Raw genomic sequence first — 19,390 nt, 5'->3', positions numbered from 1 at the left:
GACCAGGACACCGGCCACACGGTAGGAGGTGACGGACCGTTCCTGGTCGTCGGTCCCGCTCAGTGCGGCGTGGTCAGGAACGGGCGCACCTCCAGCCACTCGTGGATCGGCTTCCCGCCCGCCCCCGGTGCGGCCGACAGCTCCCCGGCCAGCTCGACGGCCCGTTCACGGCTGTCGACGTCAATGATCGTCCAGCCGGCGACGAGGTCCTTGGCCTCCGCGAACGGCCCGTCGACCAACGGCGGGCGCCCCTCCCCGTCGTAACGCACCCACGCCCCCTCGGGGGCCAGCGCCAGACTGTCGACGAACTCACCGGTCTTCTTCAGCCGGGCCGCGAAGTCGTTCATGTACTGGACATGAGCCGTGACTTCTTCCGGCGCCCACTGGTCCATCGGCACGTCGTTGACCGAAGCCGGGGCGCCGCGGTAGTGCTTGAGCAGAACGTACTTGGCCATCGTGGTCCTCCTCGGTGCGGGTGTGACCCATTGTGGTGCTTTCGCGGTGGGGAAGGTGCCGGGGCACGGGTTCTCGACATCGGCGTCCGGATCCGACGAAGGGCGGCGGGACTCCCCGCCCGCTTCGCGGTCTCGCGGGGGAGAACGAGAGGGTCCGGACGGGGTCGAGGACGAAGTCCTCGTCCTTACGGCTGAGCAGGCGGGGACGGCCTCCCGCCCACGTCGACGAAGCGGAGCAGCACAGCGGCCTCCGCCCGAAGCCGTTCGACGCGTTCGGGGTGGGCGGCGGAGGAGTTCACCTGCGCTGCGGCGTCCGCCGCTGGTTTCCCTGCCGCATCAGGCCGCCCATCGTGCCCATGCCGGCGGGCCGGCCGTCCGCCCCGCCTCACGCCTGAGGCGTGCAGAAGGCCACCGGGCTGCGCAGCCCGGAGCGGTTGACGGCGCGGAGGCCGAAGAAGACGTTGTCCTTGGAGAGGTCGACGGTGTGCCGGGTCGTGTTCCCGGCCGGGATGACATGCGTCCACTCCGTGTCGGTGGTCTCCCGCCACACCACCTCGTAGCCGGCGAGGTCCGGATCCGGGCCGCGTTCCCAGACCAGTTCGGTGGAGTTGCCGAGGGCGGCGGTGCGGATCTTCGCGCCGCGGGGGGTGCCGGGGGCGTGGGCGAGGGACCACAGGGCGGCCGCGTTCACCCGGGCCACCCGGGCGATGAAGCCGAAGTCGCAGAACTCGGGCAGGTCGCCGTACTGCTTGCCGTCCACCACCCGGACGTCCTGGTGCTGGTGCGCGTAGTTCTCGGCGGGTTCGGTGAACCGGGCGGCCGGATAGCCCTGTTGGAGGAACGGGATGTGGTCGCCGCTGCGCAGGTAGCGGTCGCGGCGGTACACCACCCGCACCCGCATGCCCGTCGCGTCGTTCTCGGCGGTGTCCCGGACGAAGCGGGCGAGCTGGCGCGAGGGCGAGTCGTTCTCGCCGCCCACCGAGCGCCGGACCTCGGCCTGTTCCGGGGTCTCGGAGGTCGGCACGCCCTCGGCGAACAGCCGGATGGTGTACGGGTCGCGCGAGCCGTCCTCGGCGGTCGGGCTCCCCACGATGTCGTTGGTGAACATGCCCTGCACGTCGGCCTGCCGGCCCCGGTACGTCCGGGCCATGTGGCCGGACCCGTACAGCCCCTGCTCCTCGCCGGCCACCGCCGCGAACACCACGGTCGCGGCCGGCCGCCGGGCCGCGAAGACCCGGGCCAGTTCCAGGACGACGGCCACCCCGGAGGCGTCGTCGTCGGCGCCGGGCGCGTCGCCGGCCGCGTCCATGGGGTCGCTGCACCGTGTGTCGTAGTGCCCCGAGACCACGTAGATCCGCTCGGGGGTGAGCGAACCCCGCAGCGTGGCGAGGACGTTGGTGATCCTGGTCGCCACCGGGACGCGGGGCGCGGGCTGTTGCACGTACGACTGGAGTTCCACGGTCATCCGGCCCCCGGAGGCCCGGGCGCGGTGGCGCAGTTCGGCGAGGAGCCAGTCGCGGGCGGCGCCCACGCCGCGTACGGGATCGTCCTGGGCGGACAGCGTGTGCCGGGTGCCGAAGGAGACGAGTTTGCGGACGGTCGCCTCGATGCGGCGCGGGTCGATCTCCCGCAGCAGGGAGCGGAGTTCGCGCGGGGGCGGCTGGCGGGTGGGGCGGTGGTGGGCGGGCCCTCCGGGCGCCTGCGCGGGTGCGTCCGCCGCCGCTTCCGGCGGCAGCCCGGCGGCCCCGAGGGCCGCCGCACCGGCCGCGGCCGCGCCGAGCACCGTACGCCGTGCCGTGCCCCGCCCGCCGTGCCCGTCGTGACCACTGTGCCCGTCGTGACCGCTGTGTCTGCTGCCCGCGTCCTCGCCCGGCTGCGTCATGCCGCCATCGTCACGGCCGCAACAGCGCTCCCGCAAGGCCCGGTTTCGGCCCGCCGGGCCCCGGCCGGCGCGACCGCACCGGGCGAAGGCGCGGTCGTACGGCCTCAGTCCTCCTGGAACGGGTTGGTGCGGCCACCGCGGCACACCGTCCCGTCCGCCGGCCGCCGGCCCGTCAGGAAGTACGTCGCCACATGGTGCACGCTGCACCGCGTCACGGCGCCGTGCCCGAAGCCCTCGTTGACGACGAGCCGCGCCCCCGGGCCCAGGGCGGCCCGCATGGCCTGCGCCCAGGCCAGGGGAGTGGCGTTGTCCCAGCGCTCGTTGACGATGAGCGGCTGCGCGGAGCCGCGGTTCCAGGGGCCGGTGTACATGTAGCCGCGCGGCTGGCGGGACGGCCACCCGGCGCACACGGCGTTGTCCAGGACGCGGAACGCGCCGAACACCCTGCTGGCGCGCTCCGCGTCCCGCACCTGCCGGAGCCACCAGCCGGGATCGGCGGGCGCGGGCGGGAAGTCCAGGCACAGCGTGGCGTTGCGGCTGTCGTACATGTTGAACGAGTAGCCGTCCGACTCCCGGCGGTACGGAGCGGGGAGCCCCCAGGGGGCCGGCAGCCCGGTCTCGACGTCGGGGAGCGCCTGCGCCTGGTGGTAGGGCCGGTTCTCGAACACCGCGCCGTACATGGCCTGGAGGTCACCGGCCGCCTCCCGCCCGGTGGCGCCCGGGGTGGAGACCACCAGGGCGTCGTGCACGAGACGGCGCCAGGTGACGCGCGGGTCCGGCACGCGGGCGCCGGCGGGGCGCAGCCGGGCGGCCAGGCGGTCGAACTTGCGCTGCGCGCCGCCGGCGAAGGCGCAGTCGGCGGGGTGGGCGTCGCAGGCCCTGAGCGCGGCCCGGAGCGTGCGTTCGCCCTCGGCGGTGTCGCTGCGCATGAAGGCGGGGAGGTCGTTCATCCACCGGCGCGCGTCGACCACGCCGTGCAGGACCATCCTCCCGGTGCGGGCGGGAAAGAGGTTGGCGTAGACGGCGCCGATCACCGTCCCGTAGGAGAAGCCGATGAAGTCGAGCTTCGGCCGGCCCAGGGCCTGCCGCATGCGGTCGAGGTCGCGGACGGTGTCCGTCGTGGACATGTGGGAGATCAGCGCCGCGGCGTTGGCCCGGCAGAGCCGGGCCGCCTCCTGGTCGTTGCGGACCTTTTCGCGAACCCCCTTGTCGGAGCGGGTGTCGGCCTGGTGCGTGTACAGCTCCTCCATCCGCTCCTCGGGGCCGCAGCGCAGCGCCGGCCTGCTGTGCCCGACGCCGCGCGGATCCCACGTCACCAGGTCGTAGCGGTCGGCGGCCCTGCCCACCACGGTCTGGAACAGGCCGGTGAAGCCCAGGCCGTCGGCGCCGGGGCCGCCGGGGTTGCCGAACAGGACGCCCAGCCGCCGGCCCGGCCCGCGCGCTGGCCGGCGGGCCAGCGCGAGCCTGACGGTCTGCCGGCTCCCGGCCCCGCCGGAGTAGGAGAGCGGGACCTCCAGGCTCCCGCACTGCCATCCCGCCGGGACGGCCCCCTGGGAGAGCCGGGGGCACGCCCCCCACACCAGGGGCGGCGCGGAGGGGGCCCGGGCGCCCTGCGCCGGCGCGGGGGACAGCCACGCGGCGAGCGTCAGCGGAAGGACCAGGGACGAAATCACCGAAAGCCGTCTCACGCGCCACTCCCTCACAGATGATCGGATCCGACATAAACACACCGGGACGGAAAGTCCGCGGTCTTCGCGGCGGCGATCAGGTGAAAGCGCCGGGGCGGCGGACGGGCCCGGAACGTCACGCTCCGGACGGCCCGTTGTCAGTGGGGCCGTGCATCATCGTCCCCATGACACGGAGCACCACCGATGACGCACTGCACGCGCTCGCCCGCCGGCACCTTCCGGAGGACGTCGCCGAGCGCTGGATCGGCCTGCTGAGGCCGGGTCTGCGGCTGGAGAGGGCCGCGGAGGGGGCGGCCGAGCCGGTCGTGGGCCGGCTCGGCGGCCTGCCCGAGCTGCCGGAGAACGAGGAGCGGCCGGTGTGGGAGGGGCACGGACCGCTCTCGTTCGTCGCCTCGCTCGACTGCGCCGCCCTGCCGTCGGCCGGCCTCGACATCGCGCTGCCGGCCGACGGCACACTCGCGTTCTTCTTCTTCGACGGGCAGGTGGACGACGGCGAGGCGGTGGTCGCCCCCGACGACCCCGGCAGCCGGGCCGGGGCACGGGTGCTGTACGTGCCGGAGGGCGTCCGCCTCGTCGAGCACCCGGCACCGGAGGGGATCCGGCCGTACCCCGCGATACCGCTGACGGCACGCCCGGTGACCACAGCGCCGTACCTGTGGCACCCCGTCGTGCACCGGGAGTTCGGGGCGGTGCCCGACGACCACCCGCTGCGGGACGAGGAGTTCGAGGACGCCCTGTGGGAGCTCTCGGAGAGCCCGGAGCACCGCGTCGGCGGCCACGCCGAGCCCGTGCAGGACGAGGTGGAGTCGGAGGTCGCCCGCGGGGCGCTCGGCAGCCCGCCGTGGGACGACCCCCGCATCGCGCAGGAGGCCCTGCGCTGGACCCTGCTCGCCCAGTTCGACTCGGACGACGACGCCGGCATGATGTGGGGCGACTGCGGCACCCTCTACTGGCTCGTACGCCCCGAGGATCTGGCCCGACGGCGCTTCGACCGGGCGATGTTCACCTGGCAGTGCGCCTGACGGTCCTCACCGGGCGGCGGCCGGCTCCGGTGCCACGAGGTCGAAGGGGGCCGGCGGGCGTCCCTCCCAGATACGGCGGGAGGTCTCTTCCGGATAGGGCACCGTCCGGGGGGCGGCGTCCAGGACGCGGGTCAGCCGCCCGTCCGGGCGGTAGGCGGCCCAGCCGGGGTCGCCGGAGGTGACGAAGCCGGTCCAGCCCTGCCGGAGTTCCCGCGACACCTCGACGGCCCCGGGGACGGGCGGGTCGCCGAGGAGCTGCCGGGCGACGGGGCTGTCCAGCGTGCCGAAGGCCAGGGGCACGTCCAGGCTGTGGACGGCGCCCAGGGTGCCCTCCAGGGACAGTTCGAAGAGATAGGAGGTGCCGCCGGCGGCGGCGTTCGCCTCGGCCAGCAGCAGCGACGGCATCCGGAAGAGGGCGTCGGAGTACACCGGCTCCAGCAACTCCCCGGGGGCGGCGCCCCGATGGGCCGCGCGGTAGGCGTCCGCGCCGCCCGGCCCGGGGGCGAAGACGTCCAGAGCGGTGCGGGCGTCGTCCTCGGTGAACGTGCCCCGCCGCCCGGTCATGACGCTGAACAGCCGGAACTCGTCGCGGGTATGGCCCACCAGGAGCTCGGTCCCGGTCACGCGCCCGCCGGTCAGCGCGTCCCACGGGGTGTCGGGGAGGATCTCGCCGTCCACGACGGGACACATGGCGATCCCGGCGTGGGCCAGCCGCCCCCAGGTCTCGCGGTGGGCGGGCAGGTCGGAGCAGAGGGCCATCAGCTCCTCGTCCAGGCGCTCGGGGGTGACGTCCGAGAGGGCCGCGACGGTGGGCGACGTCCCGAGCCGGGCCGCGAGTTCGGCCGCGGTCCGCTCGGCCAGGGCGGGGGTGCAGTGCAGGCCGGGTACGGAGTGGGCGACGGCCCGCCGGAACAGGCCGCGCGCCGGTTCCATCGCCAGCAGGGCCGCGACCGAGCCCGCCCCGGCGGACTGCCCGGCGACGGTGACCCGGCCGGGGTCCCCGCCGAAGGCGGCGATGTTCCGTTCCACCCACCGCAGCGCCGCGATCTGGTCGAGGAACCCGCGGTTGGGCGGCGCCCCCTCCAGCAGCGCGAAACCCTCCGCCGCCGTCCGGTAGTTGACGCCCACCACGACCAGCCCCGCCCCGGCGAGCGCCATCGGGTCGTACATCGGGTCGCTCGCGTCCGCCGTCAGATAGCCGCCGCCGGGGATCCACACCAGCACCGGCAGCCCCGCCGCGCCCGGATCGGGGGTGCAGACGTTGAGCGTCAGCCAGTCGCCGTCCCCGTGCGGGGCGGCGGGCCCGAACTCCACGGCCCGCCGGGTGCCTTCCCACGGGCGGGGCGGAACGGGCGCGGCGAACCGCAGCGGCCCCACCGGCGGCCGCGCGTACGGGACGCCGCGGAACTCCGCCCGTCCCCGACGCCACCGGCCCTCGACAACTCCCTCGGCAGTACGCACCCTTGGTTGATCGCTCACGCTGCTGCTTCCTTCCTCCGCGGGGAGTTACCAGCTCCATGGCCAGCTTCATAGGCCAGTTGTAATATGTCAACCGTAAGGTAAAAACGGTCAGGAGGACCAGGGATGCCCAAACAGGTGGACCACCGCGAACGCCGCGAAGCGATCGCACGGGCACTGTGGCGGGTGGTGGAACAGCGCGGCATCTCCCACCTGACGGTGCGTGAGGTCGCCCGGGAGGCCGGCTTCTCCCACGGACACCTCCAGCACTACTTCGCGTCCCGGGAGGAAATGCTCTCCTTCGCCATGGACTTCGCGTCCGAACAGTCCGCGCTGCGCGTCGCCCGCGCACGGGAGGGGCTCGGCGACCCGCCGCACCCCCGCGCCATGCTCCGGCTCATGCTCACCGAGCTGCTCCCCCTGCACCCCGACTCCCGCGCCACCAGCCGCATGGGCGCCGCCTACGTCCTGGAGGCGCTCCACGACGAGACGATCCACGCGCGGGCCCGCGAGGGGCTCCTCCAAGGGCGGGACCAGGTCGAGCGGTTGGTCCGCGAGGCCATCGCGGACGGCCACATCGCCCCCGACCGGGACCCCGTCGTCGAGACCAACCTCCTCCTCGCCCTCAGCGGTTTCACCCCCCTCCTCGAACTGGGCGTCCTCGCGGCCGACGACGTCCTCGCCGCCGTCGACCACCACCTGGACGGACTCTTCGCCCACGACGCCGGGGCCTGAACGGCCCGGCCGCCCGGCACCCCCCTCTCCCGCGGACCCCCTCCCTTCACTACCATCCCGGCCATGCAGGCCACCATCACCGTGGAGAGCGCCAACGGCCCCTCGGGACCGGACGACTTGAGACGCTGGCTCGGCGGGCAGCCCGGCCTGCGCGGCAGGGTCAGCCGGCGGGCGGACCCGCCGGCACCGGGCACCATGGGCGCCACCGCGGACGCCGTGCTGGCCGTGCTCGAACCCGGCGGCGTCGCCGCCGCGTTCGCCGGCGCCGTCGTCGCCTGGGTCCGCACCCGCCGCGGCACCCAGACCGTGACCGTCACCCGCCCCGACGGCACCCGCTTCACCCTCAGCACCACCCACGTCAAGGGACTCGACGCGCACCAGGCGGCCGAGCTGGCCCAGCGGCTGGCCGCCACCCTCGAGCGCGGCGACGACACCCCCCGCCCGTGACCGCCCTGTCCGCCCCCGGCACCCGCGCCGTCCTCGTCGGCACCGGCCGCCACGCCCCCGGATCCGCCCTCCCCGCCCTGCCCGGTGTCACCACCACCCTCGACGACCTGGCCCGCGCCCTCCACGAGGTCTGCGGCATCCCCGAGGACCACATACGCCGCGTCCCGCCCGACGCCACCGCCGCCCACGTCCTCGACGCCGTCGAACAGGCGGTGGACGAGGCCACCGGCCCCGTCCTCTTCTGCTACACCGGCCACGGCCTCCTCGGCCCCGACGACGAGCTCTACCTCGCCACCCACGACACCCCCGCCGAGGACAGGATCGCCCACGGCGTCCCGTACCACGCCGTCAAGGGACTCCTCGGCACCGTCATCGGCGGCAGCGTCGTCGTCCTCGACTGCTGCTTCTCCGGCCGCGCCGCCGCCCCCGGCCCCGGCGGCCCCCGCGCCGCCCTCGACTCGGCCCTCCCCGACGGAAGCTTCCTGCTCACCTCCGCCACCCACCTCGCCCCCTCCTACGCGCCCGACGGCGAGCGGCACACCCTCTTCGGCGGCCGGCTGCTGCGCCTGCTGTACGAGGGCGACCCCGCCGGCCCGCCCCTGCTCACGCTCGACGACGTCCACGCCTTCCTCGACCGCTCGTTCCGCGACGGCCCCCTCCGCCCCCGGCGGCACAGCGCCGGCACCCTCGGCTCGCTCGTCGTCGCCCCCAACCCCGCCTACCGCCCGCCCCGGACGCCCGACGCGCCGCCCCCGGCCGACGTCCCCTGCCCCTACCCCGGCATGGAACCCTTCCGGGCCGAGGACCACGACCGCTTCCACGGCCGCGCCGAGCTCACCGGGCGGCTGCTCGACGCCGTCCGCGACGGCGCCCCCGCCGGTCCGCTCGTCCTCGTCGGCGCCTCCGGCGTCGGCAAGTCCTCCCTGCTGCGCGCCGGACTCCTCGCCGGCCTCGACCACCGGCACGCCACCGGACAGCCCGGCACCCCCTGGCCCGCCCTCCTCCTCCCCGCCCCCGGCCCCCACCCGCTGCGCACGCTCGCCGAGCGCTGGGCCGACGCCACCGGGCGCCCGGCGGACGAGATCCACCGCGCGCTCGTCGCCGGCGACGGGCTCCCCGCACCCCGGCCCGGCCTCCGGCCCGTCCGGCTGCTGATCGTCGACCAGTTCGAGGAGGTCTTCACCCGCTGCGCCGACCAGGACGAACGCGCCCGCTTCATCCACCTGCTCTGCGCCGGCCCCGGCACCCCCCGCACCGTCCTCGGCCTGCGCGCCGACCACTACGGCGGCTGCCTCGCCCACCCCGGGCTCGTCCGCGCCCTGGAACACGGGCAGTTCACCGTCCCGCCCCTGGACGGGCACGCGCTGCGCGCCGCCGTCGAACGCCCCGCCCGCGACGCCGGCCTCGCCCTGGAGGACGGCCTGACCGACCGGCTCCTCGCCGACCTGGAGAAGGACGCTGGCACGGCGGACGACACCACCGCCCTGCCCTTCCTCGCCCACGCCCTGCGCGAGACCTGGCTCCGCCGCTCCGGCGCCGTCCTGACGCTCGCCGGCTACCAGGCGACCGGCGGCATCCGCACCTCCGTCAGCACCGCGACCGAGACCCTCTACCAGGAGCTCGACGCCCCCGCCCGCGCCGCGCTGCGCGAACTCCTCCTCCGCATGATCCAGGTCACCCCCGGCACGGACGTCGTCCGCCGCCGCGTCGGCCTGACCGCCCTGCTCGACGGCCGCCCGGAGGACGAACGCCGGCTGATCACCGGCGTCTGCGACCGGCTCGCCGCCGCCCGGCTCGTCACCGTCGACCGCGACGGCGCCCAGATCGCCCACGAGGCCCTGCTGCGCGCCTGGCCCCGGCTGCGCTCCTGGATCCGCGAGACCCGCGCCGAACTCCTCGCCCACCAGCAGCTGTCCGAGGCCGCGGCCGCCTGGGAGGAGCACGGCCGCGACCCCGGCTACCTCTACACCGGCAGCCGCCTCGCGGCCGTCCGTCCCCTCCTCACCCGCCCCGGCCTGGCACTGACCGCAGCCGAACGGGCCTTCGCCGAGGCCGGGGCGCGCGCCGCCCGGCGCAGCCGGCTGCGCCGGGCGGCCTTCGCGGCGGCCGCGGGATGCCTGGCGCTGCTGCTCACCGCCGTCGGCACGTTCGCCCTGTCCGAGCGCGCACGCTCGGCGGGCCGGGCCGCGGAACTCGCCTCGAAACGGATCGCCGCGCAGGCCGAGGCCCTGCGCTCGCGGGATCCGGCGGCCGCCCTCGACCTCAGCCTGGCCGCCTACCGGGCGGCCGACACCCCCGAGGCCCGCACGAGCCTGCTGCGCAGCGCGATGTCACCGGTCTCCCTGACGCTTGCGGGGCACACGGGACGCGTGGTGAACCTGGCGCTCCACACCTCCGGGAAGGTGCTGGCCAGTTCGTCGCGGGACGGCACGGTGCGCCTGTGGGACGTCGGCGACCCCTACCGGCCCGCGGCGGGCGCCGTGCTGAGGACCGGGCGCGTCGCCGCCATCGCCTGGCGGCCCGACGGCCGTTACCTCCTCGCGACCACCCGGGACACCTTCTTCGTCTGGGACACGGAGGACCCGCTCCACCCCCGCCCGGTCGCCCGGCTGCCGGGCGGCGGGCAGTCGGTCGACGGCCTCGCCCTCAGCCCGGACGGCCGGACCGCGGCGGTCGCGGCGGAGCACGGGCGGGTACGGCTGTGGGACGTCGGCGACCCCGCCCGGCCGGTGTCCGCCCTGGTCCGCGTCCACCCCCGCGAGTCCGTCCGGGCCGTCGCGTGGCGGCCCGACGGCACGGTCCTGGCCACCGGGCTGGACGACGGAACCGTCAGTCTCTGGAAGCACGGACGGCCGCGCGGACTCGCGCAGTTGGCCACGGCACACGGCGACCCCGTCGGCGCCCTGGCCTTCCGGCCCGACGGGCGCATGCTCGTCGCCGGAACCCTCGACCACCTGGGACTGTGGGACACGACGGACCCCCGGCACCCCCGCGACCTGCCGAACGCCATCGGAACCCTCCGGCCCCAGTACGTCGCGCTCGCGTTCAGCCCGGACGGCCGGCACATCGCCGCCGCCTCCACGACCGAACGGGCCGTCCACACCTTCGACCTGGACGCCGAGCGCGGCGGCGCCGGGCAGGGCGGACGCCTGCCGGTCGGCGGGCCGGCCTGGTCCGTCGTCTACCTGCCGGACGGCCGGGGCCTGGTGGCGGGGGACGAGCGCGGACGGATCGTCGTGAACCTCCCCCCGCCGCGCTCGGTTCCGGCGGCGGTCACCGAGCACGGCGCCGGTCCGGGAGCCGTGACCGACGCCTCCGGACGCTTCCTGATCACCGACGGCTACCAGCGGGACCGGCCGCCGGTCCGGCTCTGGCACATCGGCGCCACCGGGCGCGCCCCGCGCCGTATCGCCGAGCTCCCGCGCCGATGGGACCAGGCCCGCTTCTTCCCCGGCGGGCTCGTCATCGGCCAGGACACGGCCGGCACCCGGCTGGGGCTGTGGCGCCTGGACGGCGAACGGCTGCGCCCCGCCCACGAGTTCGCCCTGTCGCGCGGCGCGAAGGACGACGGCGACGGGCTGGACTTCTCCGTCAACAAGGCCGGCACCCTGCTCGCGCTGCGCGCGTCGGGCGACGACACGATGGGCCTCTGGGACATCCGCGACCCCGGCCGCCCCCGGCGCCTCGGCGCACTGCCGTGGCCCCGCGACGAGGGTCACGTCACGGGGGGCTTCGGCGGCACCGCCGGCCTCGTGGCGGTGATGTCGAACGCCGGCGTCCGCCTGTGGGACGTCCGCGACGCCCGCCGTCCCCGCCGGGCCGGCACGGTGCGCGAGCCCCCGTTCTCGATGTTCGGCGGGGACGGGCACGCCGCGTTGCTGACGACGGAGGCGAAGCGGCCGACGCGGGAGTCCGTGCTGCATCTGTGGACCCTCGACGACGACGGCACGCCGCACCGCTCCCACACGTTCGGCGAGGACCTCGGCCTCCACGCCGACGCCCTGTCCGGCCGCGCCGTGCTCACGCTCACCAAGGAGGGCCGCGTCGTGGCCTGGGACCTGCGCGATCCGCAGCGCGGGGTCGCCCTGCCGGGCCCGGTTCCCCGCATGGAGAACCTCATCGTGTCCGGGCCGCGCCGGCTGGCCGTCGCCTCCAACTTCGCCGGGGACGTCGCCCTCTGGCGCGTCTCCGAGCCCCATGGATCGCGCCCGGGAGGCGACGACGACCTGCTCGTGCTCTTCACCGACCACGAGTTCGCGAAGATCCGCGACCTCGACGACACCACGGGCGATCTCTTCGTCGAGGCCGGCCCCACGAGCCCTGTCGCGGCGCTCGGCGCCAGAACGGTCGTCGTCGGCACGGACATGGCCCGGCTGCGAGCGGAGCTGTGCGCCGTCCGCTCGGAGCGGGTGCCGCAGGGGCAGTGGCGGGAGATGCTGCCGGGGGTGGGGCGGCGGGACGGGTGCGGGTGAGCGGGGTGGGCGGGGGAGGGTCGCTCTTTCGCTCCTTGCCTATTTGGCGCGGGACTTGTCTGCGCCGGACAGACGGCTGAGCCAGGCAGGCTGCCTGCGGGGCTCACGGTTGTCCGACTCGGCTTTGTTGCAGGCCGGGCACGGATGCACCAGGCGCGTCCCGTTCTGCAGCTGTTCGTTGATGTACCCCACGTTGAAACACTTGCTGCACATGGCCACCTGTCCTTCCCAGGTCATCCCAACCCTGACCGGCCGGTTCAGCGAGCGGCGTGATCCGTCCGCCTCGCGATGCGTGCCGTCGCTGTAAGCGACGGGCGTCGCCAAGCGCTCACGCCACAACGGCCGGTCGCTCGTCGTGAGAACCGTAGGTGCACCATGACCACCAGTCTGCCGCGACACTCGTGCGGCGGTCCACGGGCCGTCCAGGACGGGACTCACCGTGCCTTCGGGGGCTCCGCCCGCGCGGAGCGCGGTCCGCCCCGGGGCGGAGCCCCGGAAGAAACGGTGGAAGGGCGGGGCGGGAGAGAAAAATGAACTCAGCGGGCCGTGAAGGTGAGGCAATCCGCCGCATCCTGGAGCGAGGCCACCGTGATACCAGGAGCCTGGCACTCCAGGTCCTGGTTGTGCAGGCAGCCCGCCATCTTGCAGGCCCCGACCCGGCCCGTGGCGGCCGAGTCGCCGCCCTTCACGGGGTAGGTGAAGAAGGTGTCGCACCGCGCATGCGTCGCATCCCCCACCGTGATCGCCAGCGCGTGACACGCACTGTCCTGGTTGTAGGCGCAGGTCTCGACCTCGCACACGGCCACTCGCGGCATTTCCACCGGTCTCTCCTCGGACGGTTCGGCAACGGCGTCCGACGATGTGTTCCTCCGGGGCCGCACCGTGACACCGGGCACTCCCGGGGTTCACCCGGAAGCCCCCGTTCGCCCGCGGCCCAATCCGCCGAGGGCGCAAAACCCCGGGGGAGGGGCGGAGCCGTGTCTACGGTGGCTGCATGACGACGCTTCAGGTGCGGCAAGTGACGCCGGACATATGGATGTTGGAATTCACCGTGGGCCAGGCCTACGCCGTGCGCCGGCCCGGCGGATGGGCGCTGGTCGACACGGGGCTGGGCGATCCCGGGCAGGCGGAGGCCGTGCTCGACGCGCTGGCCGCCCTGCCGGGGCCCGGGGAGCTGCGGGAGATCGTGCTCACGCACCACCACGAGGACCACCGGGGCAACGCCGCGGCCCTCGTCGCGGCCACCGGCGCGCGGGTGCTGGCCGGCGCGGGCGACGCGGCCGTGATCCGGGGCGAGATCCCGGAGCCGCCGCCCGTCCTGGAGGAATGGGAGATCCCGGTGTTCGAGTCCGTCAAGGCCCGCATCGCCGGCGCCGGCACACCGCCCCCGCCGCCCTGCCGCGTCGACCGGGAACTGGCCGACGGGGACGTCCTCGACTGGGGACAGGAGGCGCGCGTCGTGGGCGTGCCGGGCCACACCCCGGGCAGTATCGCCCTCCACCTGCCCGAGGCGCGCGTGCTGTTCACCGGGGACACCATCGCCCGGTACCCGGACGTGATCCTCGGCACCTTCAACACCGACCGGGCGCAGGCGGTGGCCTCCTTCCGGCGACAGGCCGCGCTCGACGCGGACGTCGCCTGCTTCGGCCACGGCGCGCCCCTCGTCGGCGGGGCGGGCGAGGCCCTGCGGGCCGCCGCGGAACGGCTCGTGGACTGAGGTCCGCGGCGGCACCCCGGCGGACTACCGCGCGGCGTACGGCAGGAGCGCCATCTCGCGGGCGTTCTTGACCGCCGCGGCGAGCTGCCGCTGCTGCCGCGCCGTGACGCGGGTGATCCGGCGGCTGCGGATCTTGCCCCGGTCGGAGAGGAACTTCCGCAGCAGGTCGGTGTCCTTGTAGTCGATGTACGTGATGCCGGCCGCGTCGAGGGGGTTGGGGCGTGGCCTCAACGGGGTGCGGGGCTGGTGGCGGCGGGCCATGGGGGCTCCTTCGGGGTGTCGGTGAAGCGCGTCAGTGAACGGGGTCGAGGAGAGGGTCGAAGGCGGCGGGGAAGCGCTTCCAGCCCTCGCGGCCCGAGGCGTACTCCGCGTCGGTCAGCAGGCAGGAGTCGAGCAGCCGCACCAGGCCGTCCCGGTCCAGCCCGGGCGAGGTGAAGACCAGGTGCTGGCAGCGGTCGCCGTGTTCGTCGTCCCAGTCCAGGGAGGCGGCGGCCCGGCGGGCGGCGGGGACCAGCTCCCAGGCCGCGCCGGGCAGCGCGGCGAGCCACGGGCCCGCGCTCTCCACGCACAGGGCGCCGCCCGCCGAGTCCCAGCCCAGCAGCGTGTCCGGGCGGTCGGCCAGCCAGAACCTGCCGCGGCCGCGGGCCGCCGCGCAGGTCAGGTCCTCCAGCGCCGCGTGCAGCCGCCCGGGATGGAACGGCCGGCGGCGGCGCCACACCAAGGTGGCGACCCCCGCCTCGTCCGCCTCCTGGGGCAGCAGGGCGCAGGACGGGTGCTGGGCCGCGGCGGCCGCCCCGGCGTCGAAACCGGCGAAGGCCGCGGCCGCCAGCTCCCCCGAGCCGACGCGGATCCGCCGCGCGGTGGGGTGGAGTTGTGCGAGGAGCGCGCGGTCCTCGTCGTCGGCCTCCTCGTTGTCGACGAGCGCGAGCGCCGGGGCGTACTCGACCTGGCGCGCCCATGTGTCCGCCACCGTGCGCCGGTCGGTGGCCGCCGCGGCGAGGCCCGCCTCGGCCAGGTCGTCCCCGTCGCCGAGGTACGGCAGGACGAGCGCCGGGTCGACGGCCGTGATGACCGAGGTGAGTTCGAACGGTCCGGCGTGCGCGGCCACCACCTCGGCCATCGTCCCGGGTTCGACGGAGTCCCACAGCTCGACGACGGCCAGCCGCGTGGTGCGGCCGGCGGCCAGCCGCCGCAGCTCGGGCACGAGGTCCTCCCGCAGCGCGCAGCAGGCGCAGCCGTTGACCAGCGGTGCCTCGCCGCGGTCGGTCACCCCGGCGGCGTCGCGCACGGTGCGCAGGACCCGGCCCTCGGCGGCCGGCGCCAGGTCGTGGTGCAGTGCGACGCTGCCCGGCACCGTGCGCAGCAGTTCGTCCACCGCGGCCCGGCGGGCGGCGGCGTGCATCCCGCCGACGAGGGCGACGGCGAGCACGGAGCGGTCCCTCATCGGGCGGCCCTCCGCGCTCCGTAGCGGCGCTCGAAGCGCTCGACCCGGCCGGCGGTGTCCACGACCCGGGCGCTGCCCGTGCAGAAGGGGTGGCTCGCCGAGGAGATCTCGACGTCGACGACGGGGTAGGTGTTGCCGTCCTCCCACTCCACGGTCGTGTCGCCGGTCATGGTGGAGCGGGTGAGGAAGGCGTAGTCGGCGGCCTTGTCGCGGAAGACGACGGGGCCGTACGGGGGGTGGATTCCGGGCTTCATGGCGGTGTCCTCGAATCGGGGTGGGGGCGGCGTTCTGCTCAGCGCTCTTCGCGGTAGTCCACGTGCCGTCGTGCGACGGGGTCGTACTTGCGCAGGACGAGCCGTTCCGGATCGTTACGGCGGTTCTTGCGGGTGACGTAGACGTGGCCCGTACCCGCGGTGGAGCGGAGCTTGACGACCGGGCGGAGTTCATCGCGTGCCATGGGCGCTACTATACGGCAATGGAAATCATTTCCATCTACTACCCCTCCCTCCCAGGAAGGCAGGTACCGTTGTGTCCGCCCACTGCCAACTGACCGGCGCCCGGCCGGGCTTCGGCAACGCCGTCTCCCACTCGCACCGGCGCACGTCCCGCCGCTTCGACCCCAACATCCAGCGCAAGCGCTACTGGCTGCCGGGCGAGGGCCGGTACGTCCGGCTGACGCTCAGCGCCCGCGCGATCAGGACCGTCGACGTCATCGGCGTCGAGGCGGCCGTGGCCCGCATCCGCGCCCGGGGGGTGAAGGTCTGATGGCGAAGAAGAGCAAGATCGCGAAGAACGAGAAGCGGCGGGAGGTCGTCGCGCGGTACGCCGCCCGGCGCGCCGAACTCAAGGAGATCATCCGCCGGCCGTCCACCACCGAAGCCGAACGGGCCGCCGCCGTCCGCGAGTTGCGCCGCCAGCCGCGCGATGCCAGCGCGACGCGGGTGCGCAACCGGGACGTCGTCGACGGCCGTCCGCGAGGGCATCTGCGGCGCTTCGGGCTGTCGCGGATCCGGCTGCGGGAGCAGGCGCACGCCGGGGTGCTGCCGGGGGTGACGAAGTCGTCCTGGTGAGCCGTGGGCACGGCCCCGGCCGGCCGCCGCCCGCGGTCAGCCGGGGCCGGCGCCCCCGCGGTCCGCGCCGCGGGTGATCGCGAGCAGCGCCATGTCGTCCGTGATGCGGCCGCCGGTGTGCCGGCCCACGGCGGCGAGCAGGGTGTCGAGCAGCTCGTCCGGTCCGGGGAAGTCCCGGCCGGCCAGCGCCGCCGCGGGATCGAAGAAGGTGCCCGCGCGGTCCCTGGCCTCGGTGAGGCCGTCGGTGTGGAGCAGGAGGGTCGCGCTCGGCGGGAACGGCACCGTGTCGGTCACGACCTCGCAGGGGGCCAGGGCGCCGAGGCACAGGGGGAGCGCCGGCTCCGACGGCTCCAGCCCGCGCGGCCGGCCCGGCGGCTCGTGCAGCAGCGGGGGCGGGTGGCCGCAGTTGACCAGGCGCACCTCGTTCCCCGAGGGCGGGATCTCGGCGACGACGGCCGTGACGAACTCCTCCGCCCCGGCCCCGGCCGCCTCCCGCAGCAGGCCCCGCTCCAGCCGGGCCGCGATCCCGGCCAGCGTCGGCTCGTCCTCCGCGGCCTCCCGGAAGACCCCGAGGACGACGTCCACCGCCTTGACCGTCTCCATGCCCTTGCCCCGGACGTCGCCGACCAGGCAGCGCAGGCCGTGCGGGGTGTCCTGCACGCCGTACAGGTCGCCCCCGATCTGCGCCTCCCTGACCGCCGACCGGTAGCGCACGGCGATGCGCAGGGGGCCCACGGCGGCCGGGGGAGTGCGGAGCACGGCGCGCTGCACCGCCAGGGCGATCTCGCGGGCGGACTGGAGGCGGACGTCCCGGTAGCGCATGAGCCGGTTGACGACGACGGCGAACGCCGAGACCGTCGCCACGGCCGCCAGCTCGCTGTAGCCGCTGGAGTTCCCCATGTAGCCGAAGTGGCCGAGCATCGCGGCGTCGGCCGCGCAGGCGCCGACGCCCGCCAGGATCGTCGCCCGCAGCGACAGCAGGGCCGCGGCGGTCATCGGGGCGGCCACGTAGAACGCCTCCAGGCTGAAGCGGGCCGGGGTGTAGAAGTCGATGAGGATGCCGCCGACGAGCAGCAGGAGGGGGACGAGGCGGAGGTTGCGCAGGAACCAGGGCATCAGGGGGCGGTCTCCTGTGCCCGGTGTCCTCACCTGCCGCTCCCGCTGTGCCGTCCGTCGTGCGCCGCGCGGCGTACGCCTCGTCCCAGCATTGACGGGCGGGGACGCCGCTGCCAGCGGAGGGGCTGCCGGATGGGTGGTGCCCCCTCCGGGGGAGGGGCCGGGGCGCCCTCCCTACCCCGCGGACCCCCGCCGCGGCAGGAACACCCACACCACCACCGCCCCCGCGGCCATCACGCCGCCCGCCACCAGCGACGTGACCCGCATCGCCGCGATGAAGGCGTCCACCGCCCGCCCCGCGAGCGCCTCGCCCCCCGCCGCACCGAGGCGCCCGGCGACCGTCAGGGCGCCCTCGACGGACTCCTCCGCCGTCGGCCGCAGCGGCGGCGGCAGCAGGCGGACGGCGGAGTGGACGCGGTCGCGGTAGTGGGAGGAGAGGAGGGAGCCGAGGACGGCGACGCCGAGCGCTCCCCCCACCTGGCGCAGGGAGTTGAGCAGGGCCGCCCCGGCCCCGGCCGCCCGCTGCGGCAGCGTCGACATCGCCGAGGCCGTCGCGGCCGGCATGGCCAGCCCCATCGCCGTGCCCATGAGGAAGAACAGCGCCTCGCACTGCCACAGCGGCGAGCGCTCGTCCATGGCGCTGACGCCCAGGAACGTCAGGGCGGTCAGGACGAGCCCGCCGGCGCACACGGCGCGGACGCCGAAACGGCGGGTCGCGGCCGTGCTGTTGGGGGACGCGGCGAGCTGCGCGACCGCGAGCGGCAGCAGGCAGCAGCCGGCCTGCAGCGACGAGTAGCCGCGCACGCTCTGGAGATAGAAGATCATGTAGAAGGAGGAGCCGAGCAGGCCGAAGAAGACGACACCGACGACGGCCGCGGCCGCCGAGAAGCGGGCGTCGCGGAAGCAGCGCAGATCCATGGCGGGATGGGTGCTGCGGCGCTCCCACAGGACGAAGGCGGCCAGCAGCAGCAGACCGCCCAGCGCGTAGCCCCACACCCGTGGCGACGCCCAGTCGTCGAGCTCGCCGCCCTCCACGATGCCCAGCACGAGCAGGCCGAGCCCGGCGACGCACAGCAGCACGCCGACGGGGTCGAAGCGGCGCGGCGCGGGGTCGGCCGACTCCGGGACGACCAGCGCGACGGCCGCCGAACCCACCAGCACCACCGGAATGTTGACCAGGAAGAGGGAGCCCCACCAGTAGTGCTCCAGCAGCAGACCCCCCGTCACCGGCCCGATGGCCACGGCCAGTCCGGCCGAGGCGGCCCACAGGCCGATCGCCCGGGGCCGCTCGGCGGGCGGGAAGACATGGCTGATGACCGCGAGCGTGGCGGGCACGACGAGGGCCGCGCCGACGCCCATCCCCCCGCGGAAGACGATGAGTTGGGACGCGTCGTGGGCGTAGGCGGCCGCGGCCGAGAAGACGCCGAAGACCAACAGGCCGGCGAGCAGGGCGCGTTTGCGGCCGAAGCGGTCCGCGGCGAGCCCGGCGCTGATCAGCAGGGTCGCGAAGACGAGGGTGTAGGAGTCGACGGACCACTGGAGGTCGCCGGAGGAGGCGCCGAGGCCGTCGGGGGCGGGCAGCGCGAGGGCGCGCAGCGCCACGCTGATGATGGACGTGTCGAGGACGACCAGCACCAGACTGACCACCAGGCAGGCCAGGATCCGCCAGCGGCGCGGGTCGGCCGTGGCCTCCTCGGGCACCGTGTGTCCGGTCTCTTTCTGCAGCATGGGCGTTCCGCATCCCCCCGGTCCGGATGGCCCCACGAAGGTGATCCCATAAACGGGACAACGGTAGGGAACGGCGAACCGTGAAGCAAGTGCGCATATAAACCTGCTCATTGTCTTTTCGGTACTCCCTTGACGCCGTACCGCCCAAGTCGGGAC

Annotated in this window: 19 protein-coding genes; 7 read left to right on the top strand and 12 right to left on the bottom strand. The window is 75.1% G+C overall.

The annotated features are described in order from the left end of the window. Positions 1-59 precede the first annotated feature (59 nt). The 3 genes from AC230_RS07015 to AC230_RS07005 all read right to left on the bottom strand — a co-directional run bounded on the left by AC230_RS07015 (position 60) and on the right by AC230_RS07005 (position 4,025). A complete protein-coding gene (locus AC230_RS07015; RefSeq protein ID WP_049715176.1) occupies positions 60-455 on the bottom strand; it encodes a YciI family protein in 396 nt (131 codons plus the stop codon). 385 nt (positions 456-840) lie between these two features. Continuing rightward, positions 841-2,337 carry a M20/M25/M40 family metallo-hydrolase gene (locus tag AC230_RS07010; RefSeq protein WP_078871040.1) on the bottom strand — a complete coding sequence of 499 codons (1,497 nt, stop codon included), beginning with the start codon at positions 2,335-2,337 and terminating at the stop codon, positions 841-843. 104 nt (positions 2,338-2,441) lie between these two features. Next, on the bottom strand, positions 2,442-4,025 hold the full coding sequence (locus AC230_RS07005) for an alpha/beta hydrolase (RefSeq protein ID WP_157868527.1): 1,584 nt from the start codon (positions 4,023-4,025) through the stop codon (positions 2,442-2,444). A 164-nt stretch (positions 4,026-4,189) separates the two neighbouring features. Here AC230_RS07005 and AC230_RS07000 point away from each other — a divergent pair, with 164 nt between their 5' ends. Further along, entirely contained in the window at positions 4,190-5,047 is an 858-nt protein-coding gene (locus tag AC230_RS07000; protein ID WP_049715258.1) for a YwqG family protein, read from the top strand. 6 nt (positions 5,048-5,053) lie between these two features. Here the strand turns inward: AC230_RS07000 and AC230_RS06995 are convergent, their stop codons facing one another. Continuing rightward, positions 5,054-6,508 carry a carboxylesterase/lipase family protein gene (locus AC230_RS06995; protein WP_241833121.1) on the bottom strand — a complete coding sequence of 485 codons (1,455 nt, stop codon included), beginning with the start codon at positions 6,506-6,508 and terminating at the stop codon, positions 5,054-5,056. A 123-nt stretch (positions 6,509-6,631) separates the two neighbouring features. On the opposite strand from AC230_RS06995, the gene AC230_RS06990 reads away from it, so the two are divergent. The 3 genes from AC230_RS06990 to AC230_RS06980 all read left to right on the top strand — a co-directional run bounded on the left by AC230_RS06990 (position 6,632) and on the right by AC230_RS06980 (position 12,159). Further along, on the top strand, positions 6,632-7,240 hold the full coding sequence (locus tag AC230_RS06990) for a TetR/AcrR family transcriptional regulator (RefSeq protein ID WP_049715172.1): 609 nt from the start codon (positions 6,632-6,634) through the stop codon (positions 7,238-7,240). 63 nt (positions 7,241-7,303) lie between these two features. Then, a complete protein-coding gene (locus AC230_RS06985; protein WP_049715171.1) occupies positions 7,304-7,687 on the top strand; it encodes an effector-associated constant component EACC1 in 384 nt (127 codons plus the stop codon). Beyond that, positions 7,684-12,159: a WD40 repeat domain-containing protein gene (locus tag AC230_RS06980; RefSeq protein ID WP_049715170.1), complete on the top strand. Its 4,476-nt coding sequence runs from the start codon at positions 7,684-7,686 to the stop codon at positions 12,157-12,159. Before AC230_RS06985 ends, AC230_RS06980 begins: the two co-directional genes overlap by 4 nt. A gap of 39 nt (positions 12,160-12,198) precedes the next feature. Here the strand turns inward: AC230_RS06980 and AC230_RS32430 are convergent, their stop codons facing one another. Next, positions 12,199-12,483: a hypothetical protein gene (locus AC230_RS32430; RefSeq protein ID WP_157868526.1), complete on the bottom strand. Its 285-nt coding sequence runs from the start codon at positions 12,481-12,483 to the stop codon at positions 12,199-12,201. A 212-nt stretch (positions 12,484-12,695) separates the two neighbouring features. Continuing rightward, a complete protein-coding gene (locus tag AC230_RS06975) occupies positions 12,696-12,974 on the bottom strand; it encodes a DUF1540 domain-containing protein (RefSeq protein ID WP_198535468.1) in 279 nt (92 codons plus the stop codon). A gap of 179 nt (positions 12,975-13,153) precedes the next feature. Here AC230_RS06975 and AC230_RS06970 point away from each other — a divergent pair, with 179 nt between their 5' ends. Further along, on the top strand, positions 13,154-13,876 hold the full coding sequence (locus tag AC230_RS06970) for an MBL fold metallo-hydrolase (RefSeq protein WP_049715168.1): 723 nt from the start codon (positions 13,154-13,156) through the stop codon (positions 13,874-13,876). A gap of 24 nt (positions 13,877-13,900) precedes the next feature. Here AC230_RS06970 and rpsR read toward each other — a convergent pair whose 3' ends face one another. The 4 genes from rpsR to rpmG are packed head-to-tail and all read right to left on the bottom strand — an operon-like array spanning position 13,901 to position 15,777. Further along, positions 13,901-14,137 carry a 30S ribosomal protein S18 gene (gene rpsR, locus AC230_RS06965; RefSeq protein ID WP_049715167.1) on the bottom strand — a complete coding sequence of 79 codons (237 nt, stop codon included), beginning with the start codon at positions 14,135-14,137 and terminating at the stop codon, positions 13,901-13,903. 31 nt (positions 14,138-14,168) lie between these two features. Further along, positions 14,169-15,320 carry a CobW family GTP-binding protein gene (locus AC230_RS06960; protein WP_049715166.1) on the bottom strand — a complete coding sequence of 384 codons (1,152 nt, stop codon included), beginning with the start codon at positions 15,318-15,320 and terminating at the stop codon, positions 14,169-14,171. After that, on the bottom strand, positions 15,317-15,574 hold the full coding sequence (locus AC230_RS06955) for a type B 50S ribosomal protein L31 (protein WP_049715165.1): 258 nt from the start codon (positions 15,572-15,574) through the stop codon (positions 15,317-15,319). Before AC230_RS06955 ends, AC230_RS06960 begins: the two co-directional genes overlap by 4 nt. Before the next feature lie 38 nt (positions 15,575-15,612). Further along, positions 15,613-15,777 carry a 50S ribosomal protein L33 gene (gene rpmG, locus AC230_RS06950; protein WP_049715164.1) on the bottom strand — a complete coding sequence of 55 codons (165 nt, stop codon included), beginning with the start codon at positions 15,775-15,777 and terminating at the stop codon, positions 15,613-15,615. Between the two features lie 71 nt (positions 15,778-15,848). On the opposite strand from rpmG, the gene rpmB reads away from it, so the two are divergent. Both rpmB and rpsN read left to right on the top strand, forming a co-directional pair. Beyond that, positions 15,849-16,085, top strand: a complete 237-nt coding sequence (rpmB, locus tag AC230_RS06945) for a 50S ribosomal protein L28 (RefSeq protein WP_049715163.1) — start codon at positions 15,849-15,851, stop codon at positions 16,083-16,085. Continuing rightward, positions 16,085-16,390 carry a 30S ribosomal protein S14 gene (gene rpsN, locus AC230_RS06940; RefSeq protein WP_049715162.1) on the top strand — a complete coding sequence of 102 codons (306 nt, stop codon included), beginning with the start codon at positions 16,085-16,087 and terminating at the stop codon, positions 16,388-16,390. The genes rpmB and rpsN overlap by 1 nt, the downstream gene beginning before the upstream one ends. Positions 16,391-16,426: 36 nt before the next feature. Here rpsN and AC230_RS06935 read toward each other — a convergent pair whose 3' ends face one another. Both AC230_RS06935 and AC230_RS06930 read right to left on the bottom strand, forming a co-directional pair. After that, positions 16,427-17,506 (bottom strand): PP2C family protein-serine/threonine phosphatase, encoded by a 1,080-nt coding sequence (locus tag AC230_RS06935; RefSeq protein ID WP_049715161.1) that lies wholly within the window; start codon positions 17,504-17,506, stop codon positions 16,427-16,429. Positions 17,507-17,680: 174 nt separating this feature from the next. Next, on the bottom strand, positions 17,681-19,234 hold the full coding sequence (locus tag AC230_RS06930; protein ID WP_107082081.1) for a DHA2 family efflux MFS transporter permease subunit: 1,554 nt from the start codon (positions 19,232-19,234) through the stop codon (positions 17,681-17,683). Positions 19,235-19,390: the final 156 nt, after the last annotated feature.

Source organism: Streptomyces caatingaensis, from assembly GCF_001187435.1.
Classification (GTDB): Bacteria; Actinomycetota; Actinomycetes; order Streptomycetales; family Streptomycetaceae; genus Streptomyces; species Streptomyces caatingaensis.
This window is presented reverse-complemented; position numbering and strand designations above follow the sequence as displayed.

Coding starts and splice junctions, on each gene's coding strand:
- AC230_RS07015 (WP_049715176.1), bottom strand. CDS start 455: ATGGCCAAGTACGTTCTGCTCAAGCACTACCGCGGCGCCCCGGCTTCG.
- AC230_RS07010 (WP_078871040.1), bottom strand. CDS start 2,337: ATGACGCAGCCGGGCGAGGACGCGGGCAGCAGACACAGCGGTCACGAC.
- AC230_RS07000 (WP_049715258.1), top strand. CDS start 4,190: ATGACACGGAGCACCACCGATGACGCACTGCACGCGCTCGCCCGCCGG.
- AC230_RS06990 (WP_049715172.1), top strand. CDS start 6,632: ATGCCCAAACAGGTGGACCACCGCGAACGCCGCGAAGCGATCGCACGG.
- AC230_RS06985 (WP_049715171.1), top strand. CDS start 7,304: ATGCAGGCCACCATCACCGTGGAGAGCGCCAACGGCCCCTCGGGACCG.
- AC230_RS06975 (WP_198535468.1), bottom strand. CDS start 12,974: ATGCCGCGAGTGGCCGTGTGCGAGGTCGAGACCTGCGCCTACAACCAG.
- AC230_RS06970 (WP_049715168.1), top strand. CDS start 13,154: ATGACGACGCTTCAGGTGCGGCAAGTGACGCCGGACATATGGATGTTG.
- rpsR (WP_049715167.1), bottom strand. CDS start 14,137: ATGGCCCGCCGCCACCAGCCCCGCACCCCGTTGAGGCCACGCCCCAAC.
- AC230_RS06960 (WP_049715166.1), bottom strand. CDS start 15,320: ATGAGGGACCGCTCCGTGCTCGCCGTCGCCCTCGTCGGCGGGATGCAC.
- AC230_RS06955 (WP_049715165.1), bottom strand. CDS start 15,574: ATGAAGCCCGGAATCCACCCCCCGTACGGCCCCGTCGTCTTCCGCGAC.
- rpmG (WP_049715164.1), bottom strand. CDS start 15,777: ATGGCACGCGATGAACTCCGCCCGGTCGTCAAGCTCCGCTCCACCGCG.
- rpsN (WP_049715162.1), top strand. CDS start 16,085: ATGGCGAAGAAGAGCAAGATCGCGAAGAACGAGAAGCGGCGGGAGGTC.
- AC230_RS06935 (WP_049715161.1), bottom strand. CDS start 17,506: ATGCCCTGGTTCCTGCGCAACCTCCGCCTCGTCCCCCTCCTGCTGCTC.
- AC230_RS06930 (WP_107082081.1), bottom strand. CDS start 19,234: ATGCTGCAGAAAGAGACCGGACACACGGTGCCCGAGGAGGCCACGGCC.